A 17,571-nucleotide genomic window follows, 5' to 3' on the forward strand; every position below is an offset into this window, starting at 1 on the left:
AATACTTTTGCAATCTGCCCGCTCAAGCAGACAGATGGCAAAAGTAGCTTCGCGCACCGCCGTAATCATACTTCAAAAGCCGACGGCCTGCCACGAATATGATGACAGGCCGTCTGAAAAACAAACGGCATAACAAGTAAATACGGAGAACAGAATTTTTCATACCGCACGCATGATAAATGGATTGCACTTGTAAAATCCGCCTGATGCCCATATAGTTGTCGGAAATCTACAGAAAGACAACCATGCAACCCGTAACCATGTACACCGGCGCGTTTTGCCCGTATTGCACGATGGCGAAAAAGCTCTTGGCAGCAGTCGGCGTCACCGAAATCAAAGAAATCCGCGTTGACCAAAATCCGGCGGATTTCGCCGAAATGCAACAGCTCAGCGGCCAGCGCAGCATTCCGCAAATCTTTATCGGCGACACCCACGTCGGCGGCTTTACCGATCTCTACCGCCTGCAGCAGCAGGGCGGACTGAACGATTTACTTAACCCCTAACCTCTTGATAGGAAACAAAATGGCAGAAGAATTGCAACCCGTATTCAGCATCGAACGTTTGTACGTCAAAGATTTGTCTTTGGAAGTGCCCAATGCCCCCCAAATCTTTTTGGAAAGCGGCGACCCCGAAGTCGATATGCGCGTATCGACCGCCAGCAACAAGCTGGAAGACGGCATTTATTCGGTTGACGTAACCGTGACCGTAACCGCCAAATTGAACGAAGAGCGTACCATGTTCCTGAACGAAGTGACCCAAAGCGGCATTTTCCGTTTGGAAAACATTCCGGAAGAAGACATCCAACTGCTCTTGGGCGTGGCTTGTCCGAACATCCTGTTCCCATACGCACGCGAAGTGATTTCCTCAACCGTAACCCGTGGCGGCTTCCCGCCGGTATTGCTGGCACCGATCAACTTCGAAGCCATGTACCAGCAACAGCAGGAAGGCAATGCCTGATTCAGGCTCGGATGATGAATCAAAAGGCCGTCTGAAAAGTTTTCAGACGGCCTTTTATTGATTTCCCCGGCAGATTCAGACGGCATGAGACTGTTTTAACCGGTTTCAAATTTATCCGACAAAATAAAACAGGGATGAAATGTTAATATTTCCGGCCATTCTTCTTGACACATCCCTGCAAATCATAATACGACATTCAAACGTTTCAATGCTACGCGTGATTCCTTATCACCGACGGCGGCAGATTTTTGATACCATTCAATCGCCTCCTGCAAATCTTCACTTTCAGACATGCGGCCTAATGCAGTCATGGCAGGCGCGGAATAGGCATTGCCTTCGCGGGCGGAACGTTCATACCAAGCCCAAGCCTGTTCGCGGTTCTGCTCCACACCGATGCCCTGTTCATAACAATAACCCAACCAGAATTGCCCGATCATATCACCCCATTGCGCGGCTTTGCTGAATTCCGCCACGGCGCGGCGGGCGTTTTTCTGTACACCGTAACCGTTCAGATACATCAGGCCGATGTAGCGCGGTGCTTTCATATGGCCGGCCGCAGAAGCCTGGGTAAAATAAGTCATTGCTTCTGCATAACGGTATTGCTCATAAGCCTGTGCACCTTTTTCCACCAAATCGGCAGCTTGGCGGCGAATTTGATTTTCCGTGATGTTTTTCGCTTGCGTATTCTGATTGGGCGCATGACAAGCACTAACGGCCAATGCGACAATCAAAACCGGCATCCATTTCATTGCATTCTCCCCGAAATTTATTTATCAACTTTTCACGTCCTGCAATTATAGGCCGCCTGAAAAAAATATTGTCGCCCAAACAGGTGTTTTTATATGCTTTTTATGTTACATTACAATTCTTTGCGCGTACCGCTGTATTGATAACACTGTGTGTTGCTTTATCAATAAAACTGCGGAAACCCATACGCCAAAACAGCCCAATCATATAGGAATCGTTATGTCCGCGCTTGATTTTATCCGTGACGATGTTAAAGCAATGACCGCTTACCATATTGCCGATTTGCCGAAAGGTTTTACCAAATTGGATGCGATGGAAAGCCCGTATCATCCGTTTGCCGGTTCGCCCGAACTGTTAAACGAATGGACGGCGCTGCTGGCCCAAGCCGATGTGCACTTGTATCCGAACCCTGCCGCCAGCGGCCTGCAGGAAGCCTTGCGCGAAACCTTTGATATTCCGCAAGCGGCGGCCGTGGCCTTGGGCAACGGTTCGGATGAGTTGATTCAGTTCATCACTTTACTGCTGGCCAAACCCGGGGCAACCATGCTGGCGGTGGAGCCGAGCTTTGTCATGTATCAACAAAACGCGGCTTTATTCGGCATGAATTATGTCGGCGTACCGCTGAACGAGGATTTCACGCTTGATTTAGCGGCGGTTCTAAAAGCCATAGAAACACACAACCCCGCCCTGACCTTTATCGCTTATCCCAACAACCCGACCGGCGTGCGTTTTGCCCGTGAAGAAGTCGAAGCCGTTATTCGTGCGGCCAAAGGCATTGTCGTCGTGGACGAAGCCTACGGAGCCTTCAGCGGCGACAGTTTCCTTCCGCAAGCCGGCAGCACGGATAATCTGGTGGTGATGCGTACCGTCAGCAAAATCGGTTTCGCAGGCATCCGCATCGGCTATGCCGCCGGCAGCCCTGCCCTGATGAGTGAATTGGCCAAAATCCTGCCGCCGTACAATATGAACCAGTTAAGCCTGGCCACGGCCAAATTCGCCATGCAGCACTTTGAAGTCATTCAGAACAACGTATCGAAACTCAAAGCCGAGCGCGAACGCCTGTTTACCGAATTATCTCGGATAGGCCGTCTGAAAGCCTTTCCGAGCGAAGCCAATTTCATTACTGTCCGCGTACCCGATGCGGCCGGACTGTTTGAAACTTTAAAGCAAAACCATATTCTGATTAAGAAACTGCACGGCAACCATCCGCTCTTGGATCAATGCGTCCGCCTGACCGTCGGCACGCCCGAGCAGAACGATGCCGTCTTAAACATTATCCGCAAACTTTTCGCTTAAATTAAATAAACATTGAGATTTCTGCCATGAATAAAACCAAACGCCATTTAGATAATCTGTATCTGCTGATTGAAGAAGCCGGCTCCTTAACGAAGCTGGCAAGAAAATGCGGTTATGAAAACGCCGCCTCCCTGTCCCAACTCAAACGCCGCCTGGAAGAACAGGTTGAAGACGAAAAAGCACGCGGCATCCGCCCGAGCCTGGCGCAAAAATTGGAACAGGGCATGGGCAAACGCAAAGGCTGGCTTGACCGCGACCACAGCAAAGACAAAGAAAAAGCCGCTGCCGCAGAAATACAGGCCGCATCCAACCTGACCCTGATTCCGGACGGAATGCCGTCTGAAAACGGTGACATCCAAATCGCTACGGAAGGCCGCTATGTCAGCGTGACACGCAACACCTACGAAACGCAGATTACCGTCAAACTGAATCTCGACGGCAGCGGTATCGGACGTTTCGATACCGGCGTACCGTTTCTCGACCACATGCTCGACCAAATCGCCCGCCACGGCTTGATTGACTTGGACATCGTGTGCAAAGGCGATTTGCATATCGACGACCACCACACCGTCGAAGACATCGGTATCACGCTCGGTCAAGCCTTGAAACAGGCTTTGGGCGACAAAACAGGCATCCGCCGCTACGGCCATGCTTATGTTCCGCTGGATGAAGCCTTGAGCCGCGTGGTGCTCGACCTCTCCGGCCGCCCGGGTTTGGTATACAACATCGAATTCACCCGTGCCGTAATCGGCCGCTTTGATGTGGATTTGTTCAGCGAATTCTTCCACGGATTGGTCAACCACAGCATGATGACGCTACATATCGACAACCTGCGCGGTAAAAACGCCCATCATCAGGCCGAGACTATGTTTAAAGCCTTCGGCCGCGCCCTGCGCATGGCTGTTGAATACGATGAACGTATGACCGGCAAAATGCCCTCGACCAAGGGAACATTGACCGCTTAATCCGTTACCCAAACCAAAACCGCATTTCAGGCCGTCTGAAATGCGGTTTTGGTTTGAATGCCAATCATATATCGCTTGCTTTTTACATTAGTTTTACGCACGTGAACACACTTCACGACCAACTGAAAATTTTACAAAAAATATTTAGCGTACCGTAAATTTATTTCATGCCACAATCCGGCAATCTTCCCTTACACCGACCGCTTCCAAAAACTTCATCCCATTCCGACTAACCGGATTGGCAAGAGTCGCACTCCGGCCAATTGATTAAGTTGGTTTAGTTTCCAATAGTTACCTGCCACCCAATCTCAGGCAGAATAATCCACGCCAGTAAGAAAACAGAATGCTATATTAATATATGCATATTGTATTTCATTTATATCTTTATATTATTTTTTATTAATTTTACACTTTAATTCTCCAGCAATTAACCGATTATCAAAATACTTGACCGAATATCTTATCGCAAGATAATATCATTTTTCTTTTATCCTACCACTTCATATAACATTGACATATATATGATTTTTAAAAATTTAACGGGATATTCAGATTAATATCGGATTAATATTTATGGTTTATTAATTAACAAGACCAAAAAAATCCAGCTATTTACGGAAATCAGTTTTGCCTCCTTACATTGACCTATTATTCAATTTAAAATGAAGGATTATTTATGTCTGACTATATACATCGGAAAGTCGCCTCGCCCATGAAGCGCAGCAGCAGCGACTCTGTCATCGCCACTAAAGTCTCGTCAGAAGGCACAGCTTATAAAGTTTACGCCGGCAAACATGGAAAATATATTGATGCAAGCGACTTCGGAACCGACAAAACCGGCAAGACCGACAGTCTGGCTGCCATCAATGCGGCACTCAAAGCGGCCGATAAAGAAAAAGCCGCGGTATATTTAGGGGGCACACTATACATTTCCGATCAAATTGTCATCGATTCATCATTGCGTCATGTCAAAGGCTTGTTCGGCGACGGTATGGGCGCCACCCAAATCCGTTTCGACAAAAAACAGAGCGGCATATTCAATTCCAACAACAACGACGGCGACATCCGCGAATATGCCGGTATCTTGGTGGACGATGTCGACAATCTCACGATTGCCAACTTATCGGTCGAATACACCCGAAAAAGTGATTTCTATATGAAAGGCCAAAGCTATTTCGGCAAAGTCAGCGGAATTTTGGTAAACGATGCCGACAATACGCTGATTTCCTCCGTAGAAGCCTCCGGCGCCAACCGCGCAGGGATTCTATTCACGTCCACCCGTGCAGCCGAGAAAGACAGCCGTACCGGCACCAGCTACAAAACTCGCGTGGCCAACGGTGAAATCGACGAAACCGACTCCCGACTGCCCTCCGGAGAAAATAACCGCGTTGAAAACAGCTACCTGCATCACAACCGCGTCGGCGGCTTACTGGTTGCATATCAAGAAAATTTCGTTGCCGACGGCAATACCGCCTCGTGGAACGGCTCACAATACGACGGCGGCACCGGCTACGGCATTGCTGCGATGGCAGGCACGTATAATTTCGGCATTACCTACACCAACAACTACACCAACCACAATTACCGCAAAGGTTTGGATGTGCACGACGGTACCGACATTGTGATTGAAAACAACATTTCCAACGGCGACCGCTTATACGGCATTGCGGTTTATAACCGCCAATTTGCCATGGATAATGTGGTCATCAAAAACAATACCGTAGTTCAAGATTCCTCGTTCCGCCTTTTGAATGATGACGACTTAGGCAGGTTTTATCACGGTTATGCCGGTATCCAACTCGAAACCAATACCCAACGCCGAGACCTGCACACCGACAATAATGCCAATTATGAAATCAGCGGCAACAGCATCAGCGGTTTGTCTGTCTACCGCGATGCGCTGCATACATACGGCATCGAATTCCGCAATCACGAGCATTCTATCGACTACACGGTCAACATCACCGACAACAAGATTGAGGGACACAGCAGCAAATATTTGATTGCCGCCATCAACGATACTGCTTTAAACGGCGTGAAAGGCGCCGGTTCCGGTACGATTAATATTTCCGGAAACACCGCCAACATCGGAGAGATTACAAAAGGTACCGTCCCCATTTTTGTAGAAGAAAAAAATGCCGCCGATACCTTACGCGGCAACGTCACCGTCAGCGACAATGACATTACCATCAAGAAAAACAACGGTGTGGCAGAGGGCGTACAGCTTATCGGAAACGCGGAAACTTACACCGTAGCGGACAATAAATTCACCCTGAACGGCAATTTGGACAAATCCATCGTCAGCCTGATTGGTACAAGTTCGAAGCATAGTACCAGCGCAACCGTCAGCGACAACGAATTCGTCACCGCTCAAAAATCCAAGCTCAACAGCGACTGGCTCCAAGTTAAAAATGCCTCCCACGTTGCCATCGATAACGCCCAAAACGGCAAGGAAATGGACACTTTATCCAACCTGAACACCAAATATTTGAAAGCCTTCACGGCCACCAAAGAGGCCGCCGACAAAGTGGAACAGGAATTGACCACCACCTTCGAACTGGATAAAAACCAGTTCCGGGTCAGTGCCTTGTTTACCGATTACGACCAAGACAAATTGGGCGAGTCCAAAGTTTATTCATATGATGCTCTGGATAATACCTACAACATCCACACGCTGAATTCACTGGATATTCTTTGATTCGGCAAAAGGCCGTCTGAAAGAAGGCAGCAAACCCCGCTTGCGCCCTACCCTTCAGACGGCCTTTTCTTTTGTTATAATCGCTCATTCCCAATTCACACATTGCCCGCCATGCAAAACGTCCTCATCCTCCAACACAACGATTTTTCACGCTGCGATTTAAGCGCATTGCAAACCCTGAACCTACCCGGACCGCAACAAACGGCACACAGCCTGCGTTTCCCCGTAGATGAAGGTTTCGTTCTGCCCGCTTCCCTGAAAGCCTCGCTCGACCGTCAGGAAATCGATGCCGCCGTCTTGCCCGATATGGCCTTTTCCGATTTGGGACTGATTGTCAGCGACATGGATTCAACGCTGATTACCATCGAATGTATCGACGAAATCGCTGCCGGTGCAGGTTTGAAAGCACAGGTAGCGGAAATTACCGAGCGGGCGATGCGCGGCGAACTCGATTTCGAGCAATCCCTGCGCAGCCGCGTCGCCCTGCTCAAAAGCTTGGACGAACAATTCCTGCATGACGTTTACGAAAATGTCTTGCAGCTTTCACCGGGCGCGGAATTTTTATTGTCCGAATGCAAAAAACATGGTGTCAAATTCCTGCTGGTATCCGGCGGATTCACTTTCTTTACCGAACGGCTGCAACGGCGTTTCGGCTTCGAATACCAGCACGCCAACGTTTTGGAAATCATTGACGGCAAGCTTACCGGCAAAGTGTCGGGCGGTGTGGTCGATGCACAGAAAAAGCAGGATTTGCTCCACACATACCGCGCCAAACTCGGCTTGGATACCGCGCAAACCTTAGCCATGGGCGACGGTGCCAACGACATCCCGATGCTGGAAGCCGCCGGTATTGGCGTTGCCTACCGCGCCAAACCCAAAGCGCAAGCCCGTGCCGATGCCTGCATCAACTTCGGCGGTTTGGAGCGGATTCGCGGCTGGTTCCGATAATACGCTTAAACAAAAGGCCGTCTGAAAATTTTCAGACGGCCTTTCATCATGCAGAATCATCGATAAATTCAAAACCGCTTTCATCAACCTTCAGCACCGAAGCATAATCCGCTTTCCAATCGCCCAATACGATTCGGGTAAAATCTTCATTTACATGGATATTTTCACGGTGCGTATGCCCGTGAATCAGCAGCGGCACACCGTATTTCTGGACAGTTTGCGCCGTAAATTCAGGGTTCACATCCATGATTTCGGCCGATTTCTGCTGCTTGTCCTGCCTGCTGGCATGGCGGATTTTATGTGCGATTTTCAGGCGGAACGACAGCGGCAGCATTAAAAACAGCTTCTGCCGCCATTTCTGATGCACTTTTTGACGGAACCGCTGATAGCGCACATCATCGATGCACAGCGTATCGCCATGACAAAGCAAGGCTTTTTGTCCGAACAAATCCGCCACACAATAATCGGACAGCAACGTCATGCCGCATTCCCGCGCAAAGCGGTTGCCAATCATAAAATCGCGGTTGCCGTGTTGGAAATAACATTTTACGCCGCTGTCGCTGACCGCACGGATGGCGTGTTTCACCGAGTCAATCAAAGGAGAATACTCGTCATCGCCCACCCAAAAATCAAACAAATCGCCCAAAATATAAACCGCCTGCGCGTGCGGCGCTTTTTCCTTCATAAAACGCAGAAACAGCGCAGTCAGCTCGGGCCGTGATTCGCTCAAATGCAGGTCGGCAATAAAATAAATCGGCATGGAAACATTCTCAAACAATTTGCGCCATTATAATTTTTCAGACGGCCTGTGTATAGAAAAAGGCCGTCTGAAAACACAAGCGTATGTGTACTCAGTTTGCTGTCAGCCAAACGAAATGAATCGGTATCCGGCGCAAATAATCTTAAGAGGGGCAAAGGAAAACCGTTGAAACCGCATTTACCGCCGTGGACAGTGTTACTGAAAACACGAAGGGAGAACGGCAAGGCAGGATTGGGGACGACGGTCGTAAAATACACAAAGGCCGTCTGAAAATTTTTCAGACGGCCTTAAATTTCAATTAAAGCAAATAGTTACGCTTCTTTGTTTTCTGTTGCCTTAGCACGCAGGCGCAGGCTCAATTCGCGCAATTGTTTTTCATCCACCGCATTCGGCGCATTCGTCAGCAGACATTGCGCGCGCTGGGTTTTCGGGAACGCAATCACGTCTCGGATGGATTCCGCACCGGTCATCAGCGTAACCAAACGGTCGAGGCCGAAGGCCAAACCGCCGTGCGGCGGCGCGCCGAATTTGAGGTTGTCGAGCAGGAAGCCGAATTTTTCCTGCTGCTCTTCCGGCGTGATTTTCAGCGCGGCGAACACTTTTTCCTGTACGTCGGCGCGGTGGATACGGATGGAACCGCCGCCGATTTCCCAGCCGTTGAGCACCATGTCGTAGGCACGGGCAAGACAGGCCTCGGGATTGGATTCCATCAGGTCTTCATGGCCGGGTTTGGGCGAGGTGAACGGGTGGTGCATGGCGGTGTAGCGGTCGGCCTCTTCGTCGTATTCGAACATCGGGAAATCGACCACCCACAAAGGTTTCCACTCATCAACGAAATAGCCGTTCTCTGCACCGTGTTCCAAACCGAGCTTGATGCGCAGCGCGCCGATGGCTTCGTTGACAATCTTGGCTTTGTCCGCACCGAAGAAAATCAGGTCGCCGTTTTGCGCTTCGGTTTTGGCGATGATTTCTTTCAGGGCGTTTTCAGACAGGAATTTGACGATGGGCGACTGCAAACCGCTGTCTTCGCCGTTGCTCAGGTTGGTTACGTCGTTGACTTTGATGTAGGCCAAGCCTTTCGCACCGTAAATGCCGACAAATTTGGTGTATTCATCGATGTCTTTGCGGCTCAGCTTCGCACCGCCCGGCACGCGCAGGGCAACCACGCGGCCGCCTTTCATATCGGCTGCGCCGCGGAAGACTTTGAATTCTTCCGTTTTCATCAGGTCGGTCAGCTCGGTAAATTTCAGGCTGATGCGCATATCGGGTTTGTCAGAACCGTAGTAGAACATGGCATCGGCAAACGGCATACGCGGAAAGTCGCCCAAATCCACGCCCAGCGCGTCTTTGAACACTTTTTTAGCCATCGCTTCGGTGATGTCCATGATTTCGTCTTCGTTCAGGAACGAAGTTTCCAAGTCGATTTGGGTAAATTCGGGCTGGCGGTCGGCACGCAAATCTTCGTCGCGGAAGCATTTTGTGATTTGGTAGTAGCGGTCGAAACCGGCCACCATCAAAAGCTGTTTGAAGAGTTGCGGCGATTGCGGCAGCGCGAAAAACTCACCCGGATGCACGCGGCTGGGCACGAGATAGTCGCGCGCGCCCTCAGGAGTGGAACGGGTCAGCATCGGCGTTTCGATGTCGATAAAGCCCTGTTCGTCCAAAAAGCGGCGCACACCCATCGCCACCTGGTAGCGCAGGCGCAGATTGCGCTGCATTACAGGGCGGCGCAGGTCAATCACGCGGTTGGTCAGGCGCACGTTTTCGCTGAGGTTTTCGTCGTCGATTTGGAACGGCGGCGTGGCGGCGGCGTTCAGCACTTCGATTTCTTTGGCGAGAATTTCGATTTTACCCGAAATCATTTTGTCGTTGGTCGTACCTTCTGGGCGGTTGCGCACACGGCCGGTAATGCTGAGGACGTATTCGTTACGGGCGGAATCGGCCGTCTGAAAAGCCTCGGGAGTATCGGGGTCAATCACTACCTGAACGATGCCCTCGCGGTCGCGCAAGTCAATGAAAATCACCCCGCCGTGGTCGCGGCGGCGGTGCACCCAGCCTTTCACGGTAACGGTTTGGTCTAAGTATTGCTCGCTGATTAAGCCGCAATAGTTGGTACGCATAAAATCACCTTTTTGTATTTGATCTGATTTGGTTTGAAACGGTTATGCCGTCTGAAACATTCAGACGGCCTGTATTAATGTTCGGCAGATTCCGGCAAAGATTTACCCGGGTTGTCTGCCGATATTTTGGCAGCCTGCTCATCCGGCATGACCATACCCATTGAGATAACGTATTTCAGGGCTTCGTCCACACTCATATCCAGCTCGCGGATATCGCTTTTTTTCACCATGATGTAGTAGCCGCCGGTCGGGTTGGGAGTGGTCGGGACATAAACCGAGATATACTCCCCGTTTTGAGGCAGCGAAGATTTGACCGAATCGGGAATATGGCCGGAAACAAAAGCCAGCGTCCAGATATCAGGCTGCGGGAAAGGCACCAGTACCGGCGTTTTGAATGATCGGCTGCTGTCGGAAAGCAAAGATTCCGATACTTTTTTCACGCTGGAATAAATCGATTTCACCACCGGAATGCGGCCGAGCATACCGTCCCATGCAGAAATAATGCGCTTGCCCAACACGTTAGCACCGAACAGGCCGGTAACGAACAGAACGACAATGGCGACAATCACACCCAAACCGGGGATATTGAAACCCAAGAAATACTGCGGCTGCCAATGAACCGGCAACAGATTAATCAATTGGTCGGCAGCCGATACGATATAGGTAATCACCCAAATCGTCACCGCAATAGGCAACCACACCAAAATACCCGTAATCAGGTATCTTTTGAGTGCCTTGGCTATGGTACTGCTTTCCGCTGCTTGTTCTGCCATATTTTTATCCGATAAAGACTGAAGTTCTACCGCCCAAACGCGGTATTATACGCGGTCGGGCGGTAAGAAACGAATGTTTTTCATGGTTTGTGGCATAAACGCTCAAGCAGAAGCCGGATGTTTCGACAAAGCCGGCCTGACTGCATTCAAACCGTGTCTTAAATACCGTCCCAATCGTTGAACATAAAACCGACGCCGATGCCGTTCTGCTTGTGGTTGTAATCAATCAGGCTCTCGCCGTAGCCGTGGAAACCGCGCACCACGCCCTTGAGCTTGCCCTTAATCGGGAAGGTATAAGCAGCTTCTACGGCACCGTGTCCGGTTTTGGGGTTATAGCGCAATACGGAATAAACATTTTGTTTGTCATTCAAACGGTATTGCACTTTAACGTCGCCATAACCCATATAATCGGAAATATCCGGATTATCGTCTTCATCGCCATTGACATCGGTACGCACCCACACACGCGGAATAACCGTCAACTTGTCCCACTCCATACCTGCCATCGCATAAATACGGTTCCATGAACGCGATTCCGGGCGGCTTTGTCCGTTGGACTGGTGTACAAAACCCGCGCCCACCATGCGCAATTTTCCGCCGAAAGGCAGATTCATTTTGACCGGCTGGGTCAGGAAAATCTCCGGCTCGTAATCGGTGTTTCGGAACGGGGCAGATTTGCGGCCTTGGTTGTAAAGCTGCCAATCAGATTTCTGCGTATAACCGAACCATAAATCCGCATTCGTTTTAAATGCATCTTCCATCAATTTGCTTTTGAAAGACACCTGCATTTTGGCTTCAAGGCGCTTCTGCTCGCTGAATTTTTCTTCCGCCGTGACACCGCGCGAAGGAGATTCGGGCGAATAATTCGGGCTGGAGTTATACCAGGCCGGCATCAGATACATCGGATTATGCTCACGCACGCTCAATAAGCCGCGCGTATCGTTGGCATCCAAATCATACATCATGCTCAACGGCGTATAAGCATCAGCCGCCTCGCGCAAAGCCGATTCAGAAAGCGGATTCTCACCGGCAGACGGTTCGTCAAAAACAATGGTCGTCTCTTTCTTCTCCAAGCTGGCATTGACCGTTTCCGCCAGATCCACCGGTCGCTTCGTATCCTTTGCTTCCATTGTTTCTATGGGCTGAACCGGCGGCAACTGGGCGGCATAAACTTTATCGTAACAGGCCAGACGCATGGCATTATCGGTTACGGCCGCACACTTCAACGCAGCCGAATCCAGCGCCAATGCAACAGGTGCTGCCAGCGTCCATACGGTACCGCTCAATAAATAATGTTTCCACATCATGCTCATGTTTTATCTCCCGATGATTTTTTCAGACGGCCTCCACCAGAAAAGGCCGTCTGAAACCGTTATTCATCCCCGAATGCAGCAATGCCCCTGAAATACCTTATCCGGTCAGGGGCAATTGCATATATGGTGTCCGACACCGATTTATCGCACCGCCTTATGCGGCCGGCTGCAACAAATTAAGCCAAGGCTTTAACTTTGGCAGACAAGCGGCTCTTATGACGGGCTGCTTTGTTTTTGTGGAAAATGCCTTTATCGGCAATGCGGTCGATTACTTTCACCGATTCGCGGTAAGTTGCTTGAGCGGCAGCTTTATCGCCGGCTTCAACGGCTTTCAACACTTTTTTGATTGCAGTGCGGAACGCAGTACGCAGACTGGCGTTGTGGGCACGTTGTTTAACCGACTGGCGGGCACGTTTGCGGGCTTGTGCGCTGTTTGCCATATTGAATATCTCCTGAATGAAAAATAAATTCTGTAAACGCGCAATTTTAAAGACGATTGCCTCCGTATGCAAGTATTTTCTCGATGAAGCCGCTGATTCGCAGGGCAGGCTTACCCAAAAGCCACACCGCTTTGCCGACGGTATTTCCGTTCAGGTGCCGATTATCAGAGTTTTCGCGCAGATATTCCAATATGGCTTTGATTTTCATCAAACTTACATTACAATGCCCTTACAGCGTGCCGGGGTGTTTATGGGGCACGTCTGTTTCTTTTCATTTCAACCCTTTCATCAGGAAAACAACCCGTATGAAAAAATCCGTATTAGCCGTATTGGCCGCATTATCACTGGCCGCTTGCGGCGGTGGCGAGAAAAAAGCCGAGCAACCTCAAGCAGGCAGCGCGCCTGCTGCCAATGCCGAAGCAGCCGCTACCGATACCTTGAACATCTATAACTGGTCAAACTACGTTGACGAAAGTACCGTAGAAGACTTCAAAAAACAAAACAATTTGAAGCTGACCTACGATCTGTATGAAAACAACGAAACGCTCGAAGCCAAAATGCTGACCGGCAAATCAGGTTACGACCTCGTGGTACCGGGCATCGCCTTCCTGCCGCGCCAAATCGAAGCCGGCGCATATCAAAAAGTCAATAAAGACTTGATTCCGAACTACAAAAACATCGATCCCGAGCTGTTGAAAATGCTGGAAACAGCCGACCCGGGCAACGAATACGCCGTCCCCTACTTCTCCGGCGTGAACACTTTGGCAATTACCGCCAAAGGCAAAGAGATTCTGGGCGGCCAACTGCCTGAAAACGGCTGGGATTTGCTGTTCAAACCCGAATACACCAACAAACTGAAATCCTGCGGTATTGCCTTGTGGGATACGCCGTCTGAAATGTTCCCGATTGTATTGAACTACTTGGGCAAAGACCCCAAAGGCAGCAGCAACGACGACATCAAAGCCGCAGCAGAAGTATTGAAAGCCGTGCGCCCTGACGTGAAACGTTTCAGCCCTTCAGTAATTGACGAATTGGCACGCGGCGACGTATGCCTGGCAGCCGGTAACGGCGGCGACCTGAACTTGGCCAAAGCCCGTTCGGAAGAAGTGAAAAACAACGTCGGTATCGAAGTATTGACACCGAAAGGCATGGGCTTCTGGATTGAATCGTGGCTGATTCCTGCCGACGCGAAAAACATCGCCAACGCCCACAAATACATCAACTACACGCTGGATGCCGACATCGCCGCGAAAAACGGCATCGCCGTCACCTTCGCCCCTGCCAGCCTGCCTGCTCGTGAAAAAATGCCGAAAGAGCTGGTAAAAACCCGTTCCATCTTCCCGACTGCGGAAGACATGCAAAACGGTTTCGTGATGCCGCAAATGAGCGCGGACGCGAAGAAGCTGACCGTAAACCTGTGGCAGAAAATCAAAGTGGGTTCCAACTAATCTTTCTGTTTTAGTTAGGACTTTTACCCTTAGTTAATATAAAAGCTTACTTAAGTTATTAAGTAAGCTTTTTTTATATCAAATATTCTCCACGCTGCACCTCAAATTTAGTGGAGCAGCTTTTTGGAGAGTCAGTCTGATGATTTTGAGGGATTAAAATTCCAGACCAAGACGGATGCCTACACCTTGTCTACGACCACTGAAACCTTGTAGAGAGGTATTAACCTTTTTACCATGGAATTTATAATACATCCCCGCCTCACCAATCATCGTACCACCTTTCATTGTTGGTGTCGGTAAAGCATTGCCTTGATATTGCGCACGCACATCTCCGCCCCATTCACGCTCATAAGCCATGCCGAAGTGAACCCCTGCATTATTTAAATCACGGTTATATTGCATACCGACACGTCCGCGTTTTGAACGGACTGAGGAGAAGTCATAGGTTTCACCAGAGCTTAATTTTACTTTATCACCAGACGTATGCGCATAGAAATATTTCACATAAGTATCTAATGTATTTGCACCGCCAAACTTCCAAAGTTTACCGAAACCCGTATGGCCGGCAATATAATTAGACTTACTGTCGTATGTAACAGAATTACCGCCTGCATGAACAAAATCATTGCTGCGGTAATCGCTCCACACCCGCCCTGTCCGTACACTGCCTTGAACATATACCCCATTGTTCCACAAGTAGTTCGTAAACAGATTCACACCCAAATTCCATGCCTTGCCTTTACCTGTTGTGCCATCATCTAAATACGTTTTGTAATGGCTGTAACCATATTCTGCAGCCACGCCGTACATCCAATTGCCCGAACCTAACGGGCGGTTCCGCGCATAGCCTGCATCAAATGCCATGCCTTTCAAATCAACATGGCTGCCTGTAGTGATTTCACGATTGTCGGCACGGACATTTGCAAAAGCATTGCCATTTTCGCCTGCGATATTAACATTTGTATTTTGATAAAGTGACTCCAAGCCGCCCGAAAGGTGATCGGCACTGCCGTTAATCAATGCAGGAGACACTAAACGTCCCTGTACCAACGATTTGGTTTTAGGATTTACCGTTGTTACAGGGTTTGCAATTGTTGCAGTTGCAGCCCCTGCGGTTGCAGCAGTCCCTGTATTATTGACCGACGCAGTCGTTGTGACTTGTTTGACATTACGCTTGAGGACTAAGTCTAAATTTTTCTCGGTTTTATCCGCCTCAATACTTGCCAAATCATGCGCAAGGGTTACACCCTGGTAAACGTGCCCTTGCCCTGTCCAGCCCAGTACTCCCTCCTTATCAATCTGAATCAAATGTACAACATCGCCTGAACTTAAGTCAGCATTACCCGGAACATAAGCATTAACCGTAGTATTACCCAATGCTTCAGGATAATCGCCCGTAAGCTTCATGACTACATCATTATTGCGGACATTTTGCGGCAAATAGAAATTGATAGTCTCAAAATTTTTCACTTCTCCAGCAGAAAGTTTATTCATTTCAATACCTTCTTTCGGACTGCCCAGATTCAGGGTATTGCCTTTGAAGTTATTTACATTACCACCTACGATGCCGGCTTCTACCTTACCCGCAAAAAGCGTTACCGTATTATCGGTTGTGTCATTCAGCGCAATACCGCCGCCAACACCTCCCACGGTAAAACCTTTATGAAGGATAACAGTATTACCGTTTGCATTGGTCAGTGCATTACCGCCGATAACAAGTCCTTTAACTGTTGCATTTTCGCCAATCACAACCGTATTATTATGTGCGTTGCCTTCACCGGCAACCGCAGAATAGGCATCACCGCCTGTAACATAGTTTGCAACTAAATTTTTGCCGATTTGTACGGTATTGCCGGACACATTGCCTGATGCGGAATGCGCACCGTAAATCTCACCCGCGCTAGCATCATTACCGACGGTTACCGTGTTATTTTTAACCGTCGAAGCTTCCCAACCTTCTGCTCCTGAAATGAAAAGCGTATTGCTTCTGTTGCCAATCGTAACGCGATTATCGTTTACCGTACTGTTTTTACTGAAAGGGGCTGTTGCACTAGCACCAAAAACATATGTAACTGCCACATCGTCTCCAATGTGTACCACATTGGAGTTTGCTTCCGTACTCAGAAAATCTGCTTTTTCAGAAGTTGTACCACCCGTAATTCCGCTACCATTCGTCAAATGAACTTCTCTTCCGACTTTTACACCGTTACCAATGTAAACCTCATTAAAAGAAGCAGTTTTACCGCCGTTACCGCCCCAGATACTCTCTATGATTGTCGACAGATTACCGATATGGACGCTATTACTTGAAGCACTTACATTATTGATCACTGCCTCATTAGTATCACCGGCCGAACCGCCTGAAATAAAACCTCTTACAATGGCACTGTCCCCGATACGCACTGCATTAAAATCCGCCGTCGATTCAATGGAAGTACCACCATTGACCTCCCCGCCAGTGTCCCAAGAATTATCGTCTTTACCTATCTGAACATTATGACCGATGACCACTTCGTTATGATTCGCCTCTTTCTTATTGGTAAATCCGCCATAAACAGAGCCTTGAATATTTGCACCATGTGCAATATTTACACGGTTATAATTAGCCGAACCATTATGATTTCGACCACCGAGAACACTGCCTTCCAGCCGCTGATTTAAACCGGCGGATGCCGAACAGCCGCTCGTATCTTTCTGACTGACCAGTGAAAGATTTTCACAGCCATTAATATCTGCCGCCTGAGCCTGCACAGAAATTATGCCGGCCACCAGACAGGCCAGCGTGGTTAATGTTGTATTGAACGGGCGACTTCCTGTGCTTGCCGCAGAGGGAACATAAAGTCTCTGATGACCCATACTGACTCCTTAAGGTATTGATTAAAAAAATAAACAGATGGCAATGTTTTTTTATAAAAAAAAAGCAAATAATCATGCTTAATTGGCATCCGTGTTTGATGATTTGGAAACCGAATTATGCAAATGATATTAAGCGATTAAAAAAATGCTTGCAGCAAAAATAACCCAACGGACAACAAGACGGATAACAGGTAGAACCAATCTCGACTTTAATGTATTTTTACTTTGATTGAGTATTTAAAACGGAAAC

Annotated in this window: 15 protein-coding genes; 7 read left to right on the forward strand and 8 right to left on the reverse strand. The window is 48.9% G+C overall.

The window, feature by feature from the left end; genetic code table 11:
* Window positions 1-245 precede the first annotated feature (245 nt).
* Window positions 246-503, forward strand: coding sequence for a glutaredoxin 3 (gene grxC, locus ACM67E_RS09575; RefSeq protein ID WP_416191219.1), 258 nt, complete (start codon window positions 246-248; stop codon window positions 501-503).
* A 19-nt stretch (window positions 504-522) separates the two neighbouring features.
* Window positions 523-957: a protein-export chaperone SecB gene (gene secB, locus ACM67E_RS09580; protein WP_416191220.1), complete on the forward strand. Its 435-nt coding sequence runs from the start codon at window positions 523-525 to the stop codon at window positions 955-957.
* Window positions 958-1,139: 182 nt separating this feature from the next.
* On the opposite strand, the gene ACM67E_RS09585 is transcribed toward secB, so the two are convergent.
* A complete protein-coding gene (locus ACM67E_RS09585; RefSeq protein ID WP_416191221.1) occupies window positions 1,140-1,706 on the reverse strand; it encodes a tetratricopeptide repeat protein in 567 nt (188 codons plus the stop codon).
* Window positions 1,707-1,923: 217 nt separating this feature from the next.
* On the opposite strand from ACM67E_RS09585, the gene hisC reads away from it, so the two are divergent.
* The 4 genes from hisC to serB all read left to right on the forward strand — a co-directional run bounded on the left by hisC (window position 1,924) and on the right by serB (window position 7,611).
* The gene (gene hisC, locus ACM67E_RS09590; protein ID WP_416191222.1) at window positions 1,924-3,000 is read left to right on the forward strand and encodes a histidinol-phosphate transaminase; all 1,077 of its coding nucleotides are present in this window, start codon (window positions 1,924-1,926) and stop codon (window positions 2,998-3,000) included.
* Window positions 3,001-3,026: 26 nt separating this feature from the next.
* A complete protein-coding gene (hisB, locus tag ACM67E_RS09595) occupies window positions 3,027-3,965 on the forward strand; it encodes an imidazoleglycerol-phosphate dehydratase HisB (RefSeq protein WP_416191223.1) in 939 nt (312 codons plus the stop codon).
* Window positions 3,966-4,641: 676 nt separating this feature from the next.
* The gene (locus tag ACM67E_RS09600; RefSeq protein WP_416191224.1) at window positions 4,642-6,663 is read left to right on the forward strand and encodes a right-handed parallel beta-helix repeat-containing protein; all 2,022 of its coding nucleotides are present in this window, start codon (window positions 4,642-4,644) and stop codon (window positions 6,661-6,663) included.
* Window positions 6,664-6,774: 111 nt separating this feature from the next.
* Window positions 6,775-7,611: a phosphoserine phosphatase SerB gene (serB, locus tag ACM67E_RS09605; RefSeq protein ID WP_416191225.1), complete on the forward strand. Its 837-nt coding sequence runs from the start codon at window positions 6,775-6,777 to the stop codon at window positions 7,609-7,611.
* A gap of 46 nt (window positions 7,612-7,657) precedes the next feature.
* On the opposite strand, the gene lpxH is transcribed toward serB, so the two are convergent.
* The 6 genes from lpxH to ACM67E_RS09635 all read right to left on the reverse strand — a co-directional run bounded on the left by lpxH (window position 7,658) and on the right by ACM67E_RS09635 (window position 13,225).
* Window positions 7,658-8,371 (reverse strand): UDP-2,3-diacylglucosamine diphosphatase, encoded by a 714-nt coding sequence (gene lpxH, locus ACM67E_RS09610; RefSeq protein WP_416191226.1) that lies wholly within the window; start codon window positions 8,369-8,371, stop codon window positions 7,658-7,660.
* Between the two features lie 311 nt (window positions 8,372-8,682).
* On the reverse strand, window positions 8,683-10,491 hold the full coding sequence (aspS, locus tag ACM67E_RS09615) for an aspartate--tRNA ligase (protein ID WP_416191227.1): 1,809 nt from the start codon (window positions 10,489-10,491) through the stop codon (window positions 8,683-8,685).
* Window positions 10,492-10,565: 74 nt separating this feature from the next.
* Window positions 10,566-11,264, reverse strand: a complete 699-nt coding sequence (locus ACM67E_RS09620; RefSeq protein WP_416191228.1) for a DUF502 domain-containing protein — start codon at window positions 11,262-11,264, stop codon at window positions 10,566-10,568.
* A gap of 158 nt (window positions 11,265-11,422) precedes the next feature.
* Complete coding sequence (locus ACM67E_RS09625; protein ID WP_416191229.1) at window positions 11,423-12,577, reverse strand: phospholipase A; 1,155 nt, start codon at window positions 12,575-12,577, stop codon at window positions 11,423-11,425.
* Window positions 12,578-12,753: 176 nt separating this feature from the next.
* Window positions 12,754-13,017 carry a 30S ribosomal protein S20 gene (gene rpsT, locus ACM67E_RS09630; RefSeq protein ID WP_416191230.1) on the reverse strand — a complete coding sequence of 88 codons (264 nt, stop codon included), beginning with the start codon at window positions 13,015-13,017 and terminating at the stop codon, window positions 12,754-12,756.
* Between the two features lie 46 nt (window positions 13,018-13,063).
* Window positions 13,064-13,225, reverse strand: coding sequence for a hypothetical protein (locus ACM67E_RS09635; protein WP_416191231.1), 162 nt, complete (start codon window positions 13,223-13,225; stop codon window positions 13,064-13,066).
* A gap of 97 nt (window positions 13,226-13,322) precedes the next feature.
* On the opposite strand from ACM67E_RS09635, the gene ACM67E_RS09640 reads away from it, so the two are divergent.
* Complete coding sequence (locus ACM67E_RS09640; RefSeq protein WP_416191232.1) at window positions 13,323-14,465, forward strand: extracellular solute-binding protein; 1,143 nt, start codon at window positions 13,323-13,325, stop codon at window positions 14,463-14,465.
* 153 nt (window positions 14,466-14,618) lie between these two features.
* Here the strand turns inward: ACM67E_RS09640 and ACM67E_RS09645 are convergent, their stop codons facing one another.
* Window positions 14,619-17,321 carry an autotransporter domain-containing protein gene (locus ACM67E_RS09645; RefSeq protein WP_416191233.1) on the reverse strand — a complete coding sequence of 901 codons (2,703 nt, stop codon included), beginning with the start codon at window positions 17,319-17,321 and terminating at the stop codon, window positions 14,619-14,621.
* Between the last annotated feature and the right edge of the window lie 250 nt (window positions 17,322-17,571).

The sequence above is a fragment of the Neisseria sp. CCUG12390 genome, from assembly GCF_047837985.1.
Classification (GTDB): Bacteria; Pseudomonadota; Gammaproteobacteria; order Burkholderiales; family Neisseriaceae; genus Neisseria.

Bases quoted from the DNA above. Each gene is read 5' to 3' on its own strand.
- grxC (WP_416191219.1), top strand. From the start codon at position 246: ATGCAACCCGTAACCATGTACACCGGCGCGTTTTGCCCGTATTGCACG.
- secB (WP_416191220.1), top strand. From the start codon at position 523: ATGGCAGAAGAATTGCAACCCGTATTCAGCATCGAACGTTTGTACGTC.
- ACM67E_RS09585 (WP_416191221.1), bottom strand. From the start codon at position 1,706: ATGAAATGGATGCCGGTTTTGATTGTCGCATTGGCCGTTAGTGCTTGT.
- hisC (WP_416191222.1), top strand. From the start codon at position 1,924: ATGTCCGCGCTTGATTTTATCCGTGACGATGTTAAAGCAATGACCGCT.
- hisB (WP_416191223.1), top strand. From the start codon at position 3,027: ATGAATAAAACCAAACGCCATTTAGATAATCTGTATCTGCTGATTGAA.
- ACM67E_RS09600 (WP_416191224.1), top strand. From the start codon at position 4,642: ATGTCTGACTATATACATCGGAAAGTCGCCTCGCCCATGAAGCGCAGC.
- serB (WP_416191225.1), top strand. From the start codon at position 6,775: ATGCAAAACGTCCTCATCCTCCAACACAACGATTTTTCACGCTGCGAT.
- lpxH (WP_416191226.1), bottom strand. From the start codon at position 8,371: ATGCCGATTTATTTTATTGCCGACCTGCATTTGAGCGAATCACGGCCC.
- aspS (WP_416191227.1), bottom strand. From the start codon at position 10,491: ATGCGTACCAACTATTGCGGCTTAATCAGCGAGCAATACTTAGACCAA.
- ACM67E_RS09620 (WP_416191228.1), bottom strand. From the start codon at position 11,264: ATGGCAGAACAAGCAGCGGAAAGCAGTACCATAGCCAAGGCACTCAAA.
- ACM67E_RS09625 (WP_416191229.1), bottom strand. From the start codon at position 12,577: ATGAGCATGATGTGGAAACATTATTTATTGAGCGGTACCGTATGGACG.
- rpsT (WP_416191230.1), bottom strand. From the start codon at position 13,017: ATGGCAAACAGCGCACAAGCCCGCAAACGTGCCCGCCAGTCGGTTAAA.
- ACM67E_RS09635 (WP_416191231.1), bottom strand. From the start codon at position 13,225: ATGAAAATCAAAGCCATATTGGAATATCTGCGCGAAAACTCTGATAAT.
- ACM67E_RS09640 (WP_416191232.1), top strand. From the start codon at position 13,323: ATGAAAAAATCCGTATTAGCCGTATTGGCCGCATTATCACTGGCCGCT.
- ACM67E_RS09645 (WP_416191233.1), bottom strand. From the start codon at position 17,321: ATGGGTCATCAGAGACTTTATGTTCCCTCTGCGGCAAGCACAGGAAGT.